The following is a 16,780-nucleotide window of genomic DNA, read 5'->3' as shown; positions in this document are numbered from 1 at the left end:
CCAACGGCCGTGCAGGACCAGCTGGTTGGGTGAGGGGCGAGACGGATGGGTGTGGGCATCAGGCGTGCGGGGGAGGCGGACCGGGATCTCGTGGTGCGGCTGCTCGACGAGGCGTTCATGGACGACCCGGTCAGCGGCTGGGTGTTTCCCGGTGAGCAGCAGCGCCGGGAGCGGCACTCCGGGCTCATGGGGGTGTTCGCGGAGGTGACGTTCGCGGACGGATATGTGGATCTCACCGAGGACGGTTCGGCCGTCGCGCTGTGGATCGACATGCCGGCCGAGCCGGAGGACGAGGGCGACGAGGACGTGCCCGCGCAGGTGCGGGCGGCCGTCGACCCCGACAACGTACGGGTGGAGCAGATAGCCCGGTGGACGGCGCAGGCGCATCCCGTGGGCCGGGCGCACGCTTACCTGTGGATGATCGGCGTCCAGCCCGAGCGGCAGGGCCAGGGCCTGGGGACCGCGCTGATGGCGCCGGTGCTCGAGCGTTGCGACCGCGAGGGGCTGCCCGCCTACCTGGAGGCCAGCAACCCGCGCAGCCGGGAGCTGTACGAGCGCCTCGGGTTCGTCTTCACCGGGACGGCGATCGACCTGCCGGACGGGCCGACGATCTGGCCCATGTGGCGGGAGGCCGACGCCGGCTGACGCCGCACCTCAGACGCTCCACCTCAGACGCCGCGCCTCAGATGCCGGCTCGCACCGAGGCCTCCATCGCGGTCACGAACGCCTCCCGCGTCGCCTCGTCCACCAGGTCGAGCGAGAGGTACGGGTTGAGGTCCTCCAGCTCCACGAGGAGCAGCTCGCCGCCCGGCGCGCGGCAGGCGTCGACGCGCTGGATGCCGCGCGGGAGCGTGTTCCACTCGATGAAGGAGCGGGCGAACGCCCGGTCCGCGGCGGTCGGTTCGTACGGGCGCAGCTCCCAGCGGCGCGCCGGATCGGGCGCGTACAGGGCGTACAGCAGCTGGTCGTCGACGAAGTAGAACGAGACCTCGTACTGGAAGTCGATGCGCGGCTGTACCAGCAGGCCGTCCCCGTACGGGAGTTCGGCGAGCTCGGCGGCGGGTACGACGCGCAGGCCCATCGAGTCCGCGCCCAGCTTCGGCTTCGCGATGTACGTGTCGGCCTTCGGCAGCCGGTCCAGGTCCGCCGCCCGGTCGACCGTCGGGATGACCGGGTGGCCGGCCGTGGTCAGGTCCAGGAGGTACTGCTTGCCGGCCATGTCGGCGCGCCCGGTCAGCGGGTTGTAGACGTTCGTGCCGCGCTCCAGTGCCTGCGCGCGGAACTCGGCGTACGCCTCTTGGTAGCCGAGCACCGGGCCGCTGTTGCGGACCACGACGGCGTCGAAGCCGTCCATGAGCGCGGTCGCGTCCAAGGGGTGGCACAGGGCGAGGTCGAACGCGGAGCGCAGCCGGGACGTGAGCCCGATGTCCTCGTCGCCGTAGCGGCGCCCCTGGGCGGGATACGCGAGATCGGTGACGTAGAGGACGCGGGGGCGGCGCGGGGACAAGAAGGGACTCCTGATGGTGCCAAAGGGGTGATGCCGGAGGGGGTGGAGCCGGAGGGGGATGCCGAAGGGGCCCGCGGAGGTGCACCGCCCGCCGGTCGCTGATGTGAACAGGGCCTGGGTCAGGCCTTCTTGGTCTCCCAGAAGATCTTGTCGATCTGGGCGATGTAGTCCAGAGCCTTCTGGCCCGTGGCCGGGTCCGACGAGCCCTTGGCGGCCGAGAGGGCCTTCAGGGTGTCGTTGACCAGCTGGTGCAGCTCCGGGTACTTCTCGAAGTGCGGCGGCTTGAAGTAGTCGCTCCAGAGCACCGAGACGTGGTGCTTGGCGAGCTCGGCGCGCTGCTCCTTGATGCCGATGGCACGCGTCTGGAACTGCGCGTCGTCGTTGGCGGCCATCTTCTCCTGGACGGCCTTGACCGACTCGGCCTCGATGCGGGCCTGGGCCGGGTCGTACACGCCGCAGGGGAGGTCGCAGTGAGCGCTGGCCTTCACCTTGGGGGCGAACAGGCGGGAAAGCATGTAGCTGTTCCTTCCTCGTGATCGTCTTCTCGGGAGCGACATTACTCCGTGGGGAACGGCTTTTCTCGGGTGCCCCCGGCGGCTTAGGACAAAAGTCCGGGGCAGGACTGGGACTGGTGGAGGATGGGACCGTAAGGGCAGCGGTCCGGCGGGAGTAGCTGCGTAGGCAGCGGTGGGAACCGGGGAGGTCTTCTGATGCCCGAGGCGATCGAGGAGATGCGCGAGGCGAAGGTGCCGTTTCAGATCATTGAGGTGGAGGGGCCGTCCATGGTCCCGACGCTGTACCCCGGTGACTGGATGCTGGTGCAGCACGGCGCGCGGGTGCGGGCGGGCGATGTGATCGTCCTGCGCCACCCCTTCCAGCAGGATCTGCTGGTGGTGAAGCGGATCGCCGAGCGGCGCGATGGCGGCTGGTGGGTGCTCGGCGACAACCCGGGAGCCGGGGGCGACAGCACGGTGTACGGGGTCGTGCCGGACGAGCTGGTGCTCGCGAAGGTGCGCGGCCGGCTGCGGCGCCGCAGGCCGTGGGCCGAGGGCGAGGGTCAGCGCTCGGTGACGGCGGTGCTGTCCTGGGCCTTCTCCGCGGTACGTCCCGTGCTCGGCGACCGGTCGGCCTCCAAGCGCTTGCGGGCGCGGTAGGCGGCGACGTTGGCGCGGGTCGCGCAGCGGTCCGAGCAGTAGCGCCGGGAGCGGTTGGTGGAAGTGTCCAGGTAGGCGTTGCGGCAGGGGGACGCCTCGCACAGGCCGAGGCGGTCGACGCCGTACTCGGTGAGGTGGAAGGCGAGGCCCATCGCGGCGATGGCGGCGTAGCCGGCCGTCGCGTTCGACGGGTGGTCGGACAGGTGCAGGTGCCACAGCGGGCGGCCGTCGTCGTCGCGGTGGTTGTGCCCGGAGATCTGCGGGCTCACCGGGAACTCCAGGAGCAGCGAGTTCAGCAGGTTCACTGCGAGTTCCTCGTCGCCCCCGTCGGCCGCCTCGAACACCGCGCGCAGCCGTCCTCGTACGCCCCTGAAGCGGGTCAGATCGGCGTCCGTGGCGCGGCGGGCGGCCTCTTGGTTGGCGCCGAAGAGCGCGCGCACCGCGTCGACCGTGGTCAGGGAGTCCTTGCCGCGGACCGGCTCCTCGGTGTTGACGAGGCGCACGGCGTAGTCCGAGTAATAGGCCAGTTCCACTTGTAGTCCTTACCGGAGCGCTCTATCGTCGTGTCGAGCGAGGGTAATACTCGCTCGCGCCTTAAGGGTATTACGGGAGGGTTCATGTCCGAGACCGCTGCCACCACTCGTACCACCGACTGGCGGGCCTGGCAGGAGAGCTGGGACCGCCAGCAGGAGTGGTACATGCCGGACCGCGAGGAGCGGTTCCGGGTCATGCTCGACATGGTCGAGGCGTTTGTCGGGTCCACGCCCCGGGTGCTCGACCTCGCGTGCGGCACCGGGAGCATCACGGACCGGCTGCTCAGCCGGTTCCCCGGCGCCACGAGCGTCGGCGTCGACCTCGATCCGGCGCTGCTGGCCATCGCGCGTGGCACGTTCGAGGGGGACGAGCGGGTCGCGTTCGTGACCGCCGACCTCAAGGACCCGCAGTGGACGAAGGCGCTGCCGCACGACTCGTACGACGCCGTGCTCACCGCCACCGCCCTGCACTGGCTGCACTCCGAACCCCTCGCGACGCTCTACGGTCAGGTCGCCGGGCTCGTCCGCGACGGCGGCGTCTTCATGAACGCGGACCACATGATCGACCAGACGACGCCTCGGATCAACGCCGCGGAGCGGGCGCTGCGGCACGCGCGGATGGACTCCGCGAAGACCGGCGGGGCGGTGGACTGGGCGGAGTGGTGGCAGCTTGCCGCGGCGGATCCGGTGTTGGCCGGGCCCACGGCCGAGCGGTTCGAGATCTACGGGGAGCATGCGGACGGGGACATGCCGTCGGTGGCGTGGCATGCGGAGGCGCTGCGCGGGGGCGGGTTCGGGGAGGCGCGGGCGGTGTGGCGGTCGCCGTCGGACGCGTTGGTGCTTGCGGTGAAGTGACGGCATGGGTGAGCCCCCGCGGCGACGGCGTCGCGGTCGCGGGGCGCTGCCCCGGACCCCGCTGCTCAATCGCCGCAGGGGCTTGATTTGGGGCTCTGCCCCATGCCCGCTGCTCAATCGCCGCAGGGGCTTGAATGGTGCACAGTTGGGCTTGATCGTCCCGTTTACAGGACCTTCGACAGGAAGGCCTGGGTGCGTTCCTGTTGGGGGTTGGTGAGGACCTCGCGCGGGTCGCCGGATTCGACGACCACGCCGTCGTCCATGAAGACGAGGCTGTCGCCGACCTCGCGGGCGAAGCCCATCTCGTGCGTGACGACGATCATCGTCATGCCGGACTCGGCGAGGTCGCGCATGACGTCGAGGACCTCGCCGACCAGCTCGGGGTCGAGCGCGGACGTCGGCTCGTCGAAGAGCATCAGCTTCGGTTCCATCGCGAGCGCGCGGGCGATCGCGACGCGCTGCTGCTGGCCGCCGGAGAGCTGCGAGGGGTAGCTGCTCGACTTGTCGGCGAGGCCGACGCGGTCGAGCAGCTCCTGGGCCCGCTTGCGGGCCTCGGACCTCGACTGCTTCTTGACCTGGACCGGCGCCTCCATGACGTTCTCGAGCGCCGTCATGTGCGGGAACAGGTTGAAGCGCTGGAACACCATGCCGATGTCGCGGCGCTGCAACGAGACCTCCCGGTCCCGCAGCTCGTACAGCTTGTCGCCCTGCTGCCGGTAGCCGACCAGGTGGCCGTCGACGTAGAGCCGGCCGGCGTTGACCTTCTCCAGGTGGTTGATGCAGCGCAGGAACGTCGACTTGCCGGAGCCGGAGGGGCCGATGAGGCAGAAGACCTCGCCCTGCTTGACCTCCAGGTCGATGCCCTTGAGGACCTCGACGTGGCCGAAGGACTTGTGGACCTGCTCGGCCTTGACCATGGCGGATGTGGTCATGCCATGCCTCCGTTCGGACGGCCGAGGGAGAACAAGCTCCCGCGCACCTTTTGCCATGGCGTGGCCGACAGTTGGCGGCTGGAGCCGCGCGCGTAGTACCGCTCGATGTAGTACTGGCCGACGCTGAGGACCGAGGTCATGATCAGGTACCAGGCGGCGGCGAGGAAGTAGAGCTCCACCGGGGAGCCGGACTGCTGACCGATGTCCTGCGCGACCCGGAACAACTCGGTGTACTGCACCATCGACACCAAGGACGTCGTCTTCAGCATGTTGATGACTTCGTTGCCCGTGGGCGGCACGATCACGCGCATCGCCTGCGGGATGATCACGCGGCGCAGCGTCTTGCCGTGGCTCATGCCGAGCGCGTGCGAGGCCTCGGTCTGGCCCTCGTCGACCGACTGCAGGCCGGCGCGGCAGATCTCCGCCATGTACGCGGCCTCGTTGAGACCGAAGCCGAGCAGCGCCGTCAGGAACGGCGTCATGAAGGACGACCAGTAGTCCTTGTAGATCGGCCCGAGGTTGATGTACTCGAAGACCAGGCCCAGGTTGAACCAGATGAACAGCTGGACCAGGACCGGGGTGCCGCGGAAGAACCAGATGTAGAACCAGGCGATGGAGCTGGTCACCGGGTTCTTCGACAGCCGCATGACGGCGAGCAGAATGCCGCCGACGATGCCGATCGCCATCGCGAGGACCGTGAGGAGCAGCGTCTTCAGGGCGCCGGTGATGACCCGGTCGTCGAAGAAGAAGTCCGGGACGGTGCCCCAGTTGATCTTGCCCTGGCCGAACGCGTAGACGATCAGGGCCAGCAGGGCGACGGCGATCAGGGCCGAGAGATAGCGGCCGTAGTGCCGCACCGGGATCGCCTTGATGGGGGTCGGCCCGGTCGCGGGCGGCGGTGTGTCCTGGGGGCCGCCGCCCGTCTTGTCTATGTCAACAGACACGGATGTTGCCTTTCACGACGTCGCGGACGTCCATGACGTGAGCCGCGCGGTCAATGACGTGGAACGCGCGGTCACTTGCCGCCGTTGAGGGTCGCCGACTTCACGGCACCGGCCTCGACGCCCCACTTGGCGATGACCTTGTCGTACTCGCCGTTCTTGATGATCGCGTCGAGGGCGGCCTTGATCGCGTCGCGCAGCTGCTTCTGGTCCTTGGAGACCGCGATGCCGTACGGGGCGGCCTCGACCTGGTCGCCGACGAGCTGGAAGTTCTTGCCGCCGCCCGAGGTCTTCACCGCGTACGCGGCGACCGGGAAGTCGGAGGAGCCGGCGTCCGCGCCGCCGGAACGCAGCCGGGTCTGTGCCTGCTGGTCGTCGTCGAAGGACTGGATGCCGAGCTTCTTGCCGGACGGGCACTTCTTGGCCTGCGACTTGGCGAGGTCGTGGGAGACCGTGCCGCGCTGCACGACGATCTTCTTGCCGCAGAGGTCGTCCCAGGTCTTGATGGACTGGGTCTTGCCCTTGGGGGTGTAGATCGAGACGCCCGCGTTGAAGTAGTCGACGAAGTCGACGCCCTCGCCGACCTTCTTGCCGGTGTCGGAGTCGACGCCGTTCTGGCGGTCCTTGGTGTCGGTCATGGCCGACATGGCGAGGTCGTAGCGGTTCGACTTCAGGCCCGTGACCAGGGTGTCGAACGTGCCGTTCTGGAACTCGAACTTCACGCCCAGCTGCTTGCCCATCGCCTTCGCGAGGTCGGGGTCGATGCCGACCGCCTTGCCGGACTTGTCCTTGAACTCGACGGGCGCGTAGGCGATGTCCGAGCCGACCCGGATGACGCCCTTGTCGCGGATCTCCTTCGGCAGCTTGTCCGCGAGCGGCGCGGCCTTGGAGCCGCTCTTGGTGCTGTCGTCGGACTTCGTCTGGTCACCGCAGCCGGTCAGCAGCAGAGTGCCGGCGACCGCGATGGCGCCGACCGCGGCTATCCGGGACTTCGCGGACTTCGCGGTCGTGCGCTGGGTGGTGCTTGCGGTCATGGTTGGTTCCTCCGGCTGGGTGTGGGAGTTGCCGTGCTGGTCGCCGTGGCACACACCTTCGGGTGTCGCGACCTCGTGTGATGACGGCATCTTGCCATTCGGACTTACCGATTCAGGAGGTCAGCCATGTCAAAATCGGATAACGGGTGACCCAAGAACGCCAACAGGCGGGCACATCGCGGTGCATGGGAGCCACATCTTCTGCGGGTCTTCGGCCCGGCGACCGGAGAATCTCCGGTGGGCCGCCCGCTGTCTCACCATTCGGGCGGACTTCCCTCGTTTTGTGCGATCGCCTTGTGGACTTGTCCATATATTCGGCTATGAGTCATGTCACCGAGGCGTGATCGATCACGGACGGGCTCGTCGTCGACACTGCGCGTCGGGTAAGAAGGTTCTTTACACCCCTCATCCGGGGCTCAGGGCGCGCGTGCGGCGCGTCCGTCGTGCAGGTGCCCACGGGGCGGCCCACCACAGGACCGTCCGGCGCGTGCGCGGTGCCCGCCCGTTCCTCAATCAGGGACGGAACCACCCTCAACCTGTGCAACATGACTTAAGGGGTCAGAAAAGTGGCAGCGGAGATCGTCAACCCTCGCAGCGACGCGAGTACCGGCAACGAGGGCTCCGACGAGCCCTTCGATCCGGCTTTCGCGCTGCACCGTGGCGGCAAGATGGCCGTGCAGGCCACCGTGCCGGTCCGCGACAAGGACGACCTGTCCCTGGCGTACACGCCCGGCGTCGCGAAGGTGTGCACCGCGATCGCCGAGCAGCCGGAGCTCGTCCACGACTACACGTGGAAGTCGAGCGTCGTGGCCGTCGTGACGGACGGCTCGGCCGTCCTCGGACTCGGTGACATCGGCCCCGAGGCCTCCCTCCCGGTGATGGAGGGCAAGGCCATTCTCTTCAAGCAGTTCGGCGGCGTGGACGCGGTGCCGCTCGCGCTCTCGACGAACGACGTCGACGAGATCGTCGACACCGTCGTGCGCCTCGCCCCGTCCTTCGGCGGCGTGAACCTCGAGGACATCTCGGCCCCGCGCTGCTTCGAGATCGAGAAGAAGCTCCAGGAGCGCCTCGACATCCCGGTCTTCCACGACGACCAGCACGGCACCGCCGTCGTGACGCTGGCCGCGCTGAAGAACGCGGCCCGGCTCAGCGGGCGGACGCTCGGCGAGCTGCGCGCCGTGATCTCCGGCGCCGGTGCGGCGGGCGTCGCGATCGCGAAGTTCCTCCTTGAAGCGGGCCTCGGCGACGTCGCGGTCACGGACCGCAAGGGCATCGTCAGCCGGGACCGCGAGGACCTCACGCCGGTCAAGCGCGAGCTGGCCGAGATCACCAACAAGGCGGGCCTGTCCGGCTCCCTTGAGGACGCCCTCGCGGGTGCCGACGTCTACATCGGCGTCTCCGGCGGTACGGTCCCCGAGCCCGCGGTCGCCTCCATGGCGAAGGGTGCCTTCGTGTTCGCGATGGCCAACCCGAACCCCGAGGTGCACCCCGACATCGCCCATAAGTACGCGGCTGTCGTGGCGACCGGGCGTTCGGACTTCCCGAACCAGATCAACAACGTGCTCGCGTTCCCGGGCATCTTCGCCGGCGCGCTCCAGGTCCGGGCCTCCCGGATCACCGAGACGATGAAGATCGCGGCGGCCGAGGCGCTGGCCGCGGTGGTCGGTGACGAGCTGTCCGCCGAGTACGTGATCCCGTCGCCCTTCGACGAGCGGGTGGCGCCGGCCGTCACCGCGGCGGTTGCCGCTGCCGCTCGCGCCGAGGGTGTGGCGCGCCGGTAGTTCCTGGCTCGTTCGGCTTGTTCGGGAAAGGCCCCGCCTCTGGCGGGGCCTTTCCCGTGTTCGTGGCGTTCCTGGCTACGGGACGTGTGTCACAGGTGACGGTGGTTCCCCGGCCGGGGGAGCGGCGCCTATCGTCAAGGTCATGTTCGCCGCCTACGCAGCCCGAATCGACCGTGATCAGCCGCTGAACGGCCTGGAGTTGGGGGAGCGGCCCGCCCCCGAGAACCGGCCCGGCTGGACCACCGTGAACGTCAAGGCCGCCTCCCTCAACCACCACGATCTGTGGTCGCTGCGCGGGGTCGGCCTGGGGGAGGAGTCCCTTCCGATGATCCTCGGCTGTGACGCCGCCGGGATCGACAGTGAGGGCAACGAGGTCGTCCTGCACTCCGTCATCGGCCAGACCGGATACGGGGTCGGGCCGCGCGAGAAGCGCTCCATCCTCACCGAGAAGTACCAGGGCACCTTCGCCGAGCAGGTGACCGTGCCCGAGTGGAACGTGCTGCGCAAGCCGAAGGAGCTCTCCTTCGAGGAGGCCGCGTGCCTGCCGACCGCGTGGCTCACCGCGTACCGAATGCTCTTCACCAACGCCGGCGTACGTCCCGGTGACTCGGTCCTCGTGCAGGGCGCGGGCGGCGGGGTCGCGACGGCCGCGATCGTGCTCGGCAAGGCCGCGGGGCTGCGGGTCTTCGCGACCAGCCGTGACGAGGTGAAGCGCAAGCGGGCCCTGGAGCTCGGGGCCGTGGAGGCCGTGGAGACGGGTGCGCGTCTTTCGCAGCGGGTGGACGCCGTGATCGAGACGGTGGGCGCCGCCACGTGGTCGCACTCCGTCAAGTCCCTGAAGCCGGGCGGGACCCTGGTCATCTCGGGCGCGACGAGCGGGCCGAACCCGCCGGCCGCGGAGCTGAACCGGATCTTCTTCCTTGAACTCAAGGTCGTCGGCTCCACGATGGGGGCCAAGGACGAGCTGGAGGATCTGCTGTCCTTCTGTGCCGCCACGGGTGTCCGGCCGGTGATCGACGAGGTGCTGCCGCTGGACCGGGCCCGCGAGGGCTTCCAGAAGATGGCGGGTGGCGAGCTGTTCGGGAAGGTCGTACTGAGCGTCTGACGACGCGCTGACGAGGCGCGGGGAGGGGCGTGCCGGTGACCTGCCGGGCGCCCCTTTTTCGTGCCCACGTTGTCAACTATGGTTGACGTCGACCGCGTGTCAACCTACATTGACATCATGACTGATGCGACGGATCTCGCCGAGCAGGCGGGGGCCCGCGATCCGCGGGTCGGGCTGCGGGCGGTCGCCGCGTTGCGGCGGCTCCTTGAGCAGCTGGAAGCGGTACAGGTGCGCAGTGCGCGCAATCAGGGCTGGTCGTGGCAGGAGATCGCGGCCGAACTCGGGGTCAGCCGGCAGGCCGTGCACAAGAAGTACGGGAGGCGATGAACGATGTTCGAGAGGTTCACCCAGGGCGCCCGGGATGTGGTGAAGGGGGCCGTCGCCCAGGCCGAGCGGGAGCGCGCGGAGCGCGTCGACGAGGGGCACATGGTGCTCGCACTCCTCGACGGCAGCGGAACGCGCGGCGCGTTCGTGCTCGGCGCGCTCGGTGCGGACACGGAGGAGCGGCGTACGTCCATCGGGAGTGCGCTTGCGGGCGCGCGGCGCAGGGCGGGGCTCTCGCGGGCCGATAGCGAGGCGCTCGCGGGCATCGGGATCGACGTGGAAGAGGTCGTCGCGCGGGTCGAACAGGCCCATGGCGAGGGGGTGTTGACCGGTGGGCGCAAGGTCGGCGGGCGCCGGCCGTTCGCCCGTGAGGCCAAGGGGGTGCTCGAATCCTCCCTGCGCATCGCCCTCGCCCACCACGATCGGGCGATCGGCGACGAGCACCTCCTCCTCGCCCTCACCTCCCGCCCGGGCATCGCCTCCGAGGTCCTGGCGGACCACGGGGTGACCGCGACCGGCGTGGAGCGGGTGCTGTACGGAGGCGGGGAGGCGGCGGCGGGCTGAGCCGTGCCGGGGTCGGCGCCCGTGGTGATGGGTGCGCGGCCCCGGGCGGTGGCGGTCGCGGGGGCTTACGCCTTCGGTGTCCGCAGCGTCGCCCCGATGTGGGCCGCCGCCTGGGACAAGTGGCGGCGGGTGTCCCGGAGTTGGGACTCCGTGACGCCGTGGTCGCGGGCCGCGTCGCGGATGTCGTCGCGGAAGCGGTCCAGGAGGCGGTCCAGGTCGCGGGCCGGGTCGCCGCTGGAGTCCTCCGAGGCCCACGACGGGACGTACTCGGCGGGGACCTCGTCACTCGGGGGGCGGTACTGGGGGGCGGCGGGGGAGTCGTCCGGGGGGCCAGCCGGGGCGGTGTGCCCGGCGTCCTTGCTCCAGGACTTGCCGAACTCGCCGAACTCCTTGGCCAGTTCGGTCAGACCCTCGCGCACCCCCGTCGGCCAGTCGCCGCGCGTGAAGTGGTCCTGCACCTGCTCCTGGACGCGCTTGGCCATGCGCTGGAAGTCCTCCGCCGCCTGTGCCCGCACCTGCTCCTGCGACTCCTTGGCCTGGCGGCGCGCCCGCTGGGCCTCCTCGCGGGCCCGGCGGCTCTCGTCCTTCGCGCGCCGCGCCTGCTCCTTCCACTCGTGCTTGGCGCGCCGCACCTCTTCCTTGGTGGCGCGCCAGGCCTCGGTGTCGGTGAAGTCGCCCGGTGCCGTGCGCGTCTGGGACGCGGCCGCACGCACCTCGCGGCGCAGATCGCCCGCCGCTCCCCGCACGTCGTCCCTGATCTCCGCCGCCAGCTCGGCCACGGACTCGCGGATCTCCAGCTCGAGGTCGGCCAGCTCGCCGCTGCGGTCGGCCAGCTCGGCCCGGCCCGCTTCGGTGATCGCGTAGACCTTCCGGCCGCCCTCCGTGGTGTGCGTGACCAGGCCCTCGGACTCCAGCTTGGAGAGGCGCGGGTAGACCGTGCCGGCCGAGGGCGCGTACAGGCCCTGGAAGCGCTCCTCAAGGAGGCGGATCACCTCGTACCCGTGGCGCGGCGCCTCGTCGAGCAGCTTCAGCAGGTAGAGGCGCAGGCGGCCGTGGGCGAAGACGGGGGGCATGTCAGAGCACCTTCTTGTCGGCGGGGTCGGCGTCCTGCGGCTCGGGGGTGTCCGAGGGCTCCGGAGGGTGCGGGGACTCCTCCGAGGGGGGCCTGCGCAGTAGGGCGATCGATCCGGAGACCGTCGTCGCCTTCAGCTTGCCGGAGCCCGCGCCCAGGCGGCCGGTGATCTTGTGCGCGCCCCAGGCGCCCGCCACCCGCAGGTCCTCGAAGGCGTTCGACACCGCTCCGCTCGCCGTGTTCGCCTCGACCTCCGTGTCCGCCGGGTGCGGGATGCGGATGGCGATCTCGCCGGAGACGCTCGTCAGGCTCACGTCCGTGGGCCCCGCGGGGTCCAGGTCCACGATCATCGACCCGCTCACCGTGTCCGCCTTCACGAAGGAGCCCGAGCCGTCGACGACGGTCAGGTCCCCGGAGACCGAATTGAACCGGAGGTCGCCGGTGACCGCCTGCGCCTCGACGCCACCGGACACCGTGCTGGTGCGCACCGGGCCCGTGACACCGACGAGTGTCGTGTCGCCGGTGACGCCCTTCACCTCTGTGTGCCCCTCCGTGCCCGAGACCACGGCGCCGGCGCCGACGACGCCGACCTCGACCCGGGTGTCCGCCGGCACCGCGAGCGAGACGACCGCGCTGCGGTGCCAGCCCTTGCGGTCGAGCCACTTGAGGAAGCCCTTCCAGGGCAGGTCGTCGTACGCGACGGTGAGGGTGCCGTCCGACTGCGTCACGCGCAGGGGTGGTCCCTCGATCTCCGAGACCTCCAGGCGGGCCGGGCCCTCGGCCGTCCCCACCACATTCACCGCACCGCTCACGATGCGGACGTGCAGGGCCGACACCGGCTCGTCGAAGACGAGCTTCTGCGGCTCCGTGACGGACCACTCGGGCATGGTGCGACCTCCTCGGCGGCGGGAGTGAACGCGCCATATCGCGTCCTCTGTCAAACACGATATATCGCGGATGGGGAAAGTCAAGACTGTCGCGGAAGTCCGTGCCCCGACGCCCGATGGGCCGTCCAATTGCTGCGGAAATGCACCGACTTGCCCTAGCGTGGGGCCATGTCGTCCCTCGAACCCGCCGGTGCGCTGCTGCTCTGCCGCGCCGAACCGTCCGTCGTCGGGCCCGCCGCCCAGCTGCTGCGCGAGCGGATGCTGCTCACCCGCGCCGGACGTGAGTGGAGCGTCCTCGTGCCCGAGGCGAAGCCGTGGCTGTCCATGGAGGACGGCGGCGGCGAACCCGTCGACCGGGTGCTCGGTGGCTGGGCGGGCGCGCTCGCCGTCGGCGCGACCTGGCCGGTGCTCGCTCTGTGGTGGGACGCCGACCGCAGCGGATTCACGCTGGCCTCCGGGTTCCGCCGCCCGGTCGGCTACGAATGGCTCGCGAACGGCACTCCGGTCGGCGAGGCCGAGGCGCTGCGCACCTTCGCGGCGCGCCTGGGCCTGGACCCCGTACTCGACCTCCAGGCCCTCGAAGCCCTCGCGAAACCCGACCCCGCTGAGACCGGAGACAGCGCGGCCGATGCCCGCGCCCGCATGCTGGGCCTGCTCGCGGTGCTCACCCGCACCGGACTCACCCTCCCCGCCGGGCTGACCCCCGGCGAACCCGCCGACCGGCTGCGCGAGGTCGCGCGGGTCCAGCCGGACGCGCAGCAGGTCAGCTGGTCCGGCTGGCGTGACGCCGTGCACGCCGAGCTCGATGTCGTGGAGGCCACGAGCGCCGGCCCCTGGCTGCGCGGCCCCAGAGCGCGGCTGATCGCCGCCGCCCAGCTCGCCGCCGGGCTGCCGCTCACCGTGCACGGCCTGCGGCGGCGCAGCGGCGGCTGGACCGCCGCAGGGGCGCTGCTCCTGCTGCACGGGGCGCTCGGGTTCGCGTACGACAAGGTGCGCGCGGCGCGGAAGGCGGCCTGAGGACCTACTCCTCGTCCTCGTCCTCGTCGTCGAGCCGCGCCAGCCACGTGGCGAGCCGCTCCACCGGGACCTCGAAGTCCGGGTTGAGGTCGACGAACGTCCGCAGCTGCTCGGCGAGCCACTCGAAGGTGACCTCCTCCTCGCCTCGCCGCTTCTCCAGCTCTTCGATGCCGCGGTCCGTGAAGTACATGGGGCTGTTTCTCCTGCGTGCGGGGCCCGCGCGGACGCGCGGACGTGGTGTGACTGGCCTCCAAGCCTATGGGGACCGGCGACCATGAGGCCCGCCCGAGGGGTAGCTGCTGCTCATCCTGGGAATGACCCTTGTCCCGCAAGGGGGTCGCGGGGGAACGGGAAACGGGGGAGCGGTATGGGGCAGGAAGAGACAAGGGTCGCGCGGATCGCGCTGCCGGACGGGACCCCGGTGTGGGCCCGGATATCCGGTACGGCCGATGAACTTGGCGTTAGCGAAGGGGAGTTGTCGTACTCCGACACCGGATTCACGGACCGCGTCGAGGCGAGTGTCGAGAGTCTGCACGGGCTCGTGACGGGGGTCGCGCGATCCCTCGCGCGGCCGCTGCGCGCCGTGCGGCCCGACGAGGTGAGCGTCGAGTTCGGCGTCGAGCTGACGGCGAAGGCGGGCAAGGTCGTCGGGCTGCTCGCGGACGGTGAGGCGAAGGCGGGCATCAAGGTCACGCTGACCTGGAACGAAGGACCGCCCGACCTGGAGAACCCGCAGGGGCCCGGCGCCCCGGCGCACGGAGGAGCGGACCCGACCGTCGCCGGGGCCGGGGCATGACTCCAGGGCACGACGGGGGCGCACCGGGCAAGCGGGATGCCGCCCTCCTTGCACTGCGTGAACTCGTCATGGCGGCCACCGTGCGCATTCATCGCACGGGGGCCGGGTGTGCGGCCGACGAACCCGGAAGCTTCGAGGGGAGCGGCTTCTTCATCGCCCCGAACTGGGTGTTGACCTGCGCACATGTGGCGCGCGGCGGGGAAGGGGGCGAGCTGGCGGTCGCCTTCGAGAGCGGCCCTGGCCGCGGCACGTCCCACGTACCGGCGGAGGTCGTCGCCACGCTCCCCGAGGGCGTCGGTCAGGCGGTGCCCGGCAAGTGGCCCGCCCCCGACCTCGCCCTCGTGCGGCTGCGCGAACCCGTCGACCACGAGTGCGTCTACGTAGCCGAGCGGCCTGCCGCGTACTACAGCGAGGGGGAGGTCTTCTACGCGGGCTGGACCGTGGTGGACGGACAGGTGTGCCGCCTCGACGGGCCGATCGCGGTCAAGGGCACCATCGGCGACTGGTCGTCCGGCGTGCAGCTGCGCCTCGGGGAGAACGACCTGCCGTACGGGATCTCGGGCGGCCCCGTCGTCGACCCGGTGCGCGGCGAGGTCATCGGCGTACTGAAGTCGCGGGCGGACCACGGGCGGGGCGGCACGTCCATCGGGATCGAGCAGCTGCGCACGCTGCCCGCGCCGGTGCCGGGGCAGGCGGTGCGGGCCGAGCACGACGACCTCTACCAGGCGGTCTGCCACGCCCACGACCGCTACCACCGGGACCGTCAGCGGCAGTCGCAGCCCGCCCGGAACACCTGGGCCGATGTGCAGAGCCGGCTCGGCGCGCGGCCGGGGCGGACGCTCACCGCGGGCGAGCGCGTCCAGTTGCTCGGCCGGCTCGCCGACCTGCCGCCCCCGGTCAGCACCCGCGGTCTGCTCGACATCATGGAGTCGCTCCCGGAGTTCGAGGGGAGCGCCCCGCTGCCTTCGCCGCGCGGCTGGCGGGACGGGCTCGGGGCCCTGTACGAGGGCGCGCACGACGAGGGCGTGCGCGGGCTCGTGCTCGACTACGCGATGCGGGTCCTTTCGGCCGAGCGCCCCTTCGTCACGCCGGGCACGGCGGGCGCGGAGGAGGCGCTGTGGGAGTGGGTGCGGCAGGCCGGAGAGGGGCGGCTCGACGGTGCGCGCAGACGGCGCATCGAGAAGCAGCGCGTCGAGCGCCTGAGGCAGCGCAGACCACCCGGCGCGGCGCCCGAGCCGGCCCCGGACCGGGCGGCCCGGCCCGCCGCGCTGCTCGAACTCGTCGAGCGTGGCTGGGAGCGGGATCACTGGGACTGGCAGGTGTACGTGACCCGGCCGGGCGGCGCGCGCGACTGCGTGCGCCAGGACGAGCGCACCCCGACCGACGCCCTCCCGGAGCGGCTCGCCGCACCCCTCGCGGAGGCCTTCCGGCAGTGCGACGAGCCGGGGTGGCCCGCGATCCTCCAGGTGGTGCTCCCGCACACCCGCCTCGACCTGCCGGTGGACGGCTGGCGGCTGCGGCCCGACGAACCGCCGCTCGGCGTGCGCGGCCCCGTCGTGCTGCGCTGCGGCGACCGGGACCGGCTGCCGGGCGAGCCGGGATTCGAGTACGGCGCCCCGGCCCCGCCGGAGTCGGACGCGGACCGCGCGGACCGCTGGCGCTGGCTGCACGCGCACGGCGCCCGGGCCGAGATCCTCGACTGCGACGACGGGGTGCCCAGGCCGGTTCCGGAGAGCTTCGAGTTGCGCAATCTGTCGCCCGGATCCGTACCGGTGATGTGTCGCTATGGAGAGCATCGATACGAGGACGACACCGAGGCGCTGGCCCGGATACTGCTGGGCGGCTTCGGTGTCGCCCTGTGGCGCCGCGGCCCGGCCCGTTCGGCGGCGGTGTGCGGAGAGTTCCACCGTGGCGCCGCCGTCACGGTCGCCGACGCGCGCGGGGCGCGGCATCTCCCGGAGCGCGTCCACGAGTTGCGCAGAAAGCTCCTGGCGAGCCATACGGAGGCGTACTGGGCCGACGGCATCGCCCTGTTCTACGACGATCCGAACCAGCCGCTGCCGGGCTCCGGGGAACTCCTGGAGGCCCCGTGATGCCGTCGTGCGCCGGGCCATCGCACGCCCCAACTTCCGTGCTGCCGCGCGGATTTCGCGCCGGGGCGCCGCCGAGCCCTTCAGGCCAGCTCCCCACGGAACCCTTACCAGCGCCACGAACCATCGATACCGTGAGGCACGTCCCTTCGGCTGCCCTGCTGGACGAGTGACGACGAGGACCGGAC

19 protein-coding genes are annotated in these 16,780 nt (G+C 71.0%); 10 read left to right on the top strand and 9 right to left on the bottom strand.

The window, feature by feature from the left end:
• The first annotated feature begins 45 nt into the window (after positions 1-45).
• Complete coding sequence (locus OKJ99_RS01860; protein ID WP_326013865.1) at positions 46-645, top strand: GNAT family N-acetyltransferase; 600 nt, start codon at positions 46-48, stop codon at positions 643-645.
• A gap of 37 nt (positions 646-682) precedes the next feature.
• Here the strand turns inward: OKJ99_RS01860 and OKJ99_RS01855 are convergent, their stop codons facing one another.
• Positions 683-1,507 carry an ATP-grasp domain-containing protein gene (locus tag OKJ99_RS01855; protein ID WP_326013864.1) on the bottom strand — a complete coding sequence of 275 codons (825 nt, stop codon included), beginning with the start codon at positions 1,505-1,507 and terminating at the stop codon, positions 683-685.
• A 119-nt stretch (positions 1,508-1,626) separates the two neighbouring features.
• Positions 1,627-2,022, bottom strand: a complete 396-nt coding sequence (sodN, locus tag OKJ99_RS01850; protein WP_266713972.1) for a superoxide dismutase, Ni — start codon at positions 2,020-2,022, stop codon at positions 1,627-1,629.
• A 195-nt stretch (positions 2,023-2,217) separates the two neighbouring features.
• On the opposite strand from sodN, the gene sodX reads away from it, so the two are divergent.
• The gene (sodX, locus tag OKJ99_RS01845; protein WP_326013863.1) at positions 2,218-2,661 is read left to right on the top strand and encodes a nickel-type superoxide dismutase maturation protease; all 444 of its coding nucleotides are present in this window, start codon (positions 2,218-2,220) and stop codon (positions 2,659-2,661) included.
• Here the strand turns inward: sodX and OKJ99_RS01840 are convergent.
• Positions 2,565-3,194 (bottom strand): CGNR zinc finger domain-containing protein, encoded by a 630-nt coding sequence (locus tag OKJ99_RS01840; protein WP_326013862.1) that lies wholly within the window; start codon positions 3,192-3,194, stop codon positions 2,565-2,567. The two genes, sodX and OKJ99_RS01840, sit on opposite strands and share 97 nt — an antisense overlap.
• 84 nt (positions 3,195-3,278) lie before the next feature.
• Between OKJ99_RS01840 and OKJ99_RS01835 the strand changes: the two genes are divergently transcribed.
• Positions 3,279-4,049: a class I SAM-dependent methyltransferase gene (locus tag OKJ99_RS01835; RefSeq protein WP_326013860.1), complete on the top strand. Its 771-nt coding sequence runs from the start codon at positions 3,279-3,281 to the stop codon at positions 4,047-4,049.
• A gap of 164 nt (positions 4,050-4,213) precedes the next feature.
• On the opposite strand, the gene OKJ99_RS01830 is transcribed toward OKJ99_RS01835, so the two are convergent.
• The 3 genes from OKJ99_RS01830 to OKJ99_RS01820 all read right to left on the bottom strand — a co-directional run bounded on the left by OKJ99_RS01830 (position 4,214) and on the right by OKJ99_RS01820 (position 6,956).
• Positions 4,214-4,966 (bottom strand): amino acid ABC transporter ATP-binding protein, encoded by a 753-nt coding sequence (locus OKJ99_RS01830; RefSeq protein ID WP_326014012.1) that lies wholly within the window; start codon positions 4,964-4,966, stop codon positions 4,214-4,216.
• Between the two features lie 11 nt (positions 4,967-4,977).
• The gene (locus tag OKJ99_RS01825) at positions 4,978-5,925 is read right to left on the bottom strand and encodes an amino acid ABC transporter permease (protein ID WP_326013859.1); all 948 of its coding nucleotides are present in this window, start codon (positions 5,923-5,925) and stop codon (positions 4,978-4,980) included.
• Between the two features lie 71 nt (positions 5,926-5,996).
• Positions 5,997-6,956, bottom strand: a complete 960-nt coding sequence (locus OKJ99_RS01820) for an ABC transporter substrate-binding protein (protein ID WP_326013858.1) — start codon at positions 6,954-6,956, stop codon at positions 5,997-5,999.
• A 566-nt stretch (positions 6,957-7,522) separates the two neighbouring features.
• Here OKJ99_RS01820 and OKJ99_RS01815 point away from each other — a divergent pair.
• The 4 genes from OKJ99_RS01815 to OKJ99_RS01800 all read left to right on the top strand — a co-directional run bounded on the left by OKJ99_RS01815 (position 7,523) and on the right by OKJ99_RS01800 (position 10,730).
• Positions 7,523-8,737, top strand: coding sequence for an NAD(P)-dependent malic enzyme (locus tag OKJ99_RS01815; RefSeq protein WP_326013857.1), 1,215 nt, complete (start codon positions 7,523-7,525; stop codon positions 8,735-8,737).
• 142 nt (positions 8,738-8,879) lie between these two features.
• Positions 8,880-9,842, top strand: a complete 963-nt coding sequence (locus tag OKJ99_RS01810; RefSeq protein ID WP_326013856.1) for a zinc-binding dehydrogenase — start codon at positions 8,880-8,882, stop codon at positions 9,840-9,842.
• Positions 9,843-9,959: 117 nt separating this feature from the next.
• Entirely contained in the window at positions 9,960-10,169 is a 210-nt protein-coding gene (locus OKJ99_RS01805) for a helix-turn-helix domain-containing protein (protein WP_267069270.1), read from the top strand.
• Between the two features lie 3 nt (positions 10,170-10,172).
• Complete coding sequence (locus OKJ99_RS01800) at positions 10,173-10,730, top strand: Clp protease N-terminal domain-containing protein (RefSeq protein WP_326013854.1); 558 nt, start codon at positions 10,173-10,175, stop codon at positions 10,728-10,730.
• Positions 10,731-10,795: 65 nt separating this feature from the next.
• On the opposite strand, the gene OKJ99_RS01795 is transcribed toward OKJ99_RS01800, so the two are convergent.
• Together OKJ99_RS01795 and OKJ99_RS01790 are read right to left on the bottom strand one after the other, a co-directional pair.
• Positions 10,796-11,803, bottom strand: coding sequence for a helix-turn-helix transcriptional regulator (locus OKJ99_RS01795; protein ID WP_326013852.1), 1,008 nt, complete (start codon positions 11,801-11,803; stop codon positions 10,796-10,798).
• A 1-nt stretch (position 11,804) separates the two neighbouring features.
• Positions 11,805-12,689, bottom strand: a complete 885-nt coding sequence (locus OKJ99_RS01790; protein ID WP_326013851.1) for a DUF4097 family beta strand repeat-containing protein — start codon at positions 12,687-12,689, stop codon at positions 11,805-11,807.
• 168 nt (positions 12,690-12,857) lie between these two features.
• Between OKJ99_RS01790 and OKJ99_RS01785 the strand changes: the two genes are divergently transcribed.
• Positions 12,858-13,706, top strand: a complete 849-nt coding sequence (locus OKJ99_RS01785; RefSeq protein ID WP_326013850.1) for a hypothetical protein — start codon at positions 12,858-12,860, stop codon at positions 13,704-13,706.
• Between the two features lie 4 nt (positions 13,707-13,710).
• Here the strand turns inward: OKJ99_RS01785 and OKJ99_RS01780 are convergent, their stop codons facing one another.
• Positions 13,711-13,896 (bottom strand): DUF6104 family protein, encoded by a 186-nt coding sequence (locus tag OKJ99_RS01780; protein ID WP_030190019.1) that lies wholly within the window; start codon positions 13,894-13,896, stop codon positions 13,711-13,713.
• A gap of 177 nt (positions 13,897-14,073) precedes the next feature.
• Between OKJ99_RS01780 and OKJ99_RS01775 the strand changes: the two genes are divergently transcribed.
• On the top strand, positions 14,074-14,502 hold the full coding sequence (locus OKJ99_RS01775; protein WP_326013848.1) for a CU044_2847 family protein: 429 nt from the start codon (positions 14,074-14,076) through the stop codon (positions 14,500-14,502).
• Complete coding sequence (locus OKJ99_RS01770; protein WP_326013846.1) at positions 14,499-16,595, top strand: VMAP-C domain-containing protein; 2,097 nt, start codon at positions 14,499-14,501, stop codon at positions 16,593-16,595. The genes OKJ99_RS01775 and OKJ99_RS01770 overlap by 4 nt, the downstream gene beginning before the upstream one ends.
• The last annotated feature ends 185 nt before the right edge of the window (positions 16,596-16,780 follow it).

The organism is Streptomyces endophyticus, assembly GCF_035798155.1.
Classification (GTDB): Bacteria; Actinomycetota; Actinomycetes; order Streptomycetales; family Streptomycetaceae; genus Streptomyces; species Streptomyces endophyticus.
This window is presented reverse-complemented; position numbering and strand designations above follow the sequence as displayed.

Bases quoted from the DNA above. Each gene is read 5' to 3' on its own strand.
- OKJ99_RS01820 (WP_326013858.1), bottom strand. From the start codon at position 6,956: ATGACCGCAAGCACCACCCAGCGCACGACCGCGAAGTCCGCGAAGTCC.
- sodX (WP_326013863.1), top strand. From the start codon at position 2,218: ATGCCCGAGGCGATCGAGGAGATGCGCGAGGCGAAGGTGCCGTTTCAG.
- OKJ99_RS01780 (WP_030190019.1), bottom strand. From the start codon at position 13,896: ATGTACTTCACGGACCGCGGCATCGAAGAGCTGGAGAAGCGGCGAGGC.
- OKJ99_RS01810 (WP_326013856.1), top strand. From the start codon at position 8,880: ATGTTCGCCGCCTACGCAGCCCGAATCGACCGTGATCAGCCGCTGAAC.
- sodN (WP_266713972.1), bottom strand. From the start codon at position 2,022: ATGCTTTCCCGCCTGTTCGCCCCCAAGGTGAAGGCCAGCGCTCACTGC.
- OKJ99_RS01830 (WP_326014012.1), bottom strand. From the start codon at position 4,966: ATGGTCAAGGCCGAGCAGGTCCACAAGTCCTTCGGCCACGTCGAGGTC.
- OKJ99_RS01805 (WP_267069270.1), top strand. From the start codon at position 9,960: ATGACTGATGCGACGGATCTCGCCGAGCAGGCGGGGGCCCGCGATCCG.
- OKJ99_RS01795 (WP_326013852.1), bottom strand. From the start codon at position 11,803: ATGCCCCCCGTCTTCGCCCACGGCCGCCTGCGCCTCTACCTGCTGAAG.
- OKJ99_RS01775 (WP_326013848.1), top strand. From the start codon at position 14,074: ATGGGGCAGGAAGAGACAAGGGTCGCGCGGATCGCGCTGCCGGACGGG.
- OKJ99_RS01800 (WP_326013854.1), top strand. From the start codon at position 10,173: ATGTTCGAGAGGTTCACCCAGGGCGCCCGGGATGTGGTGAAGGGGGCC.
- OKJ99_RS01770 (WP_326013846.1), top strand. From the start codon at position 14,499: ATGACTCCAGGGCACGACGGGGGCGCACCGGGCAAGCGGGATGCCGCC.
- OKJ99_RS01860 (WP_326013865.1), top strand. From the start codon at position 46: ATGGGTGTGGGCATCAGGCGTGCGGGGGAGGCGGACCGGGATCTCGTG.
- OKJ99_RS01790 (WP_326013851.1), bottom strand. From the start codon at position 12,689: ATGCCCGAGTGGTCCGTCACGGAGCCGCAGAAGCTCGTCTTCGACGAG.
- OKJ99_RS01785 (WP_326013850.1), top strand. From the start codon at position 12,858: ATGTCGTCCCTCGAACCCGCCGGTGCGCTGCTGCTCTGCCGCGCCGAA.
- OKJ99_RS01835 (WP_326013860.1), top strand. From the start codon at position 3,279: ATGTCCGAGACCGCTGCCACCACTCGTACCACCGACTGGCGGGCCTGG.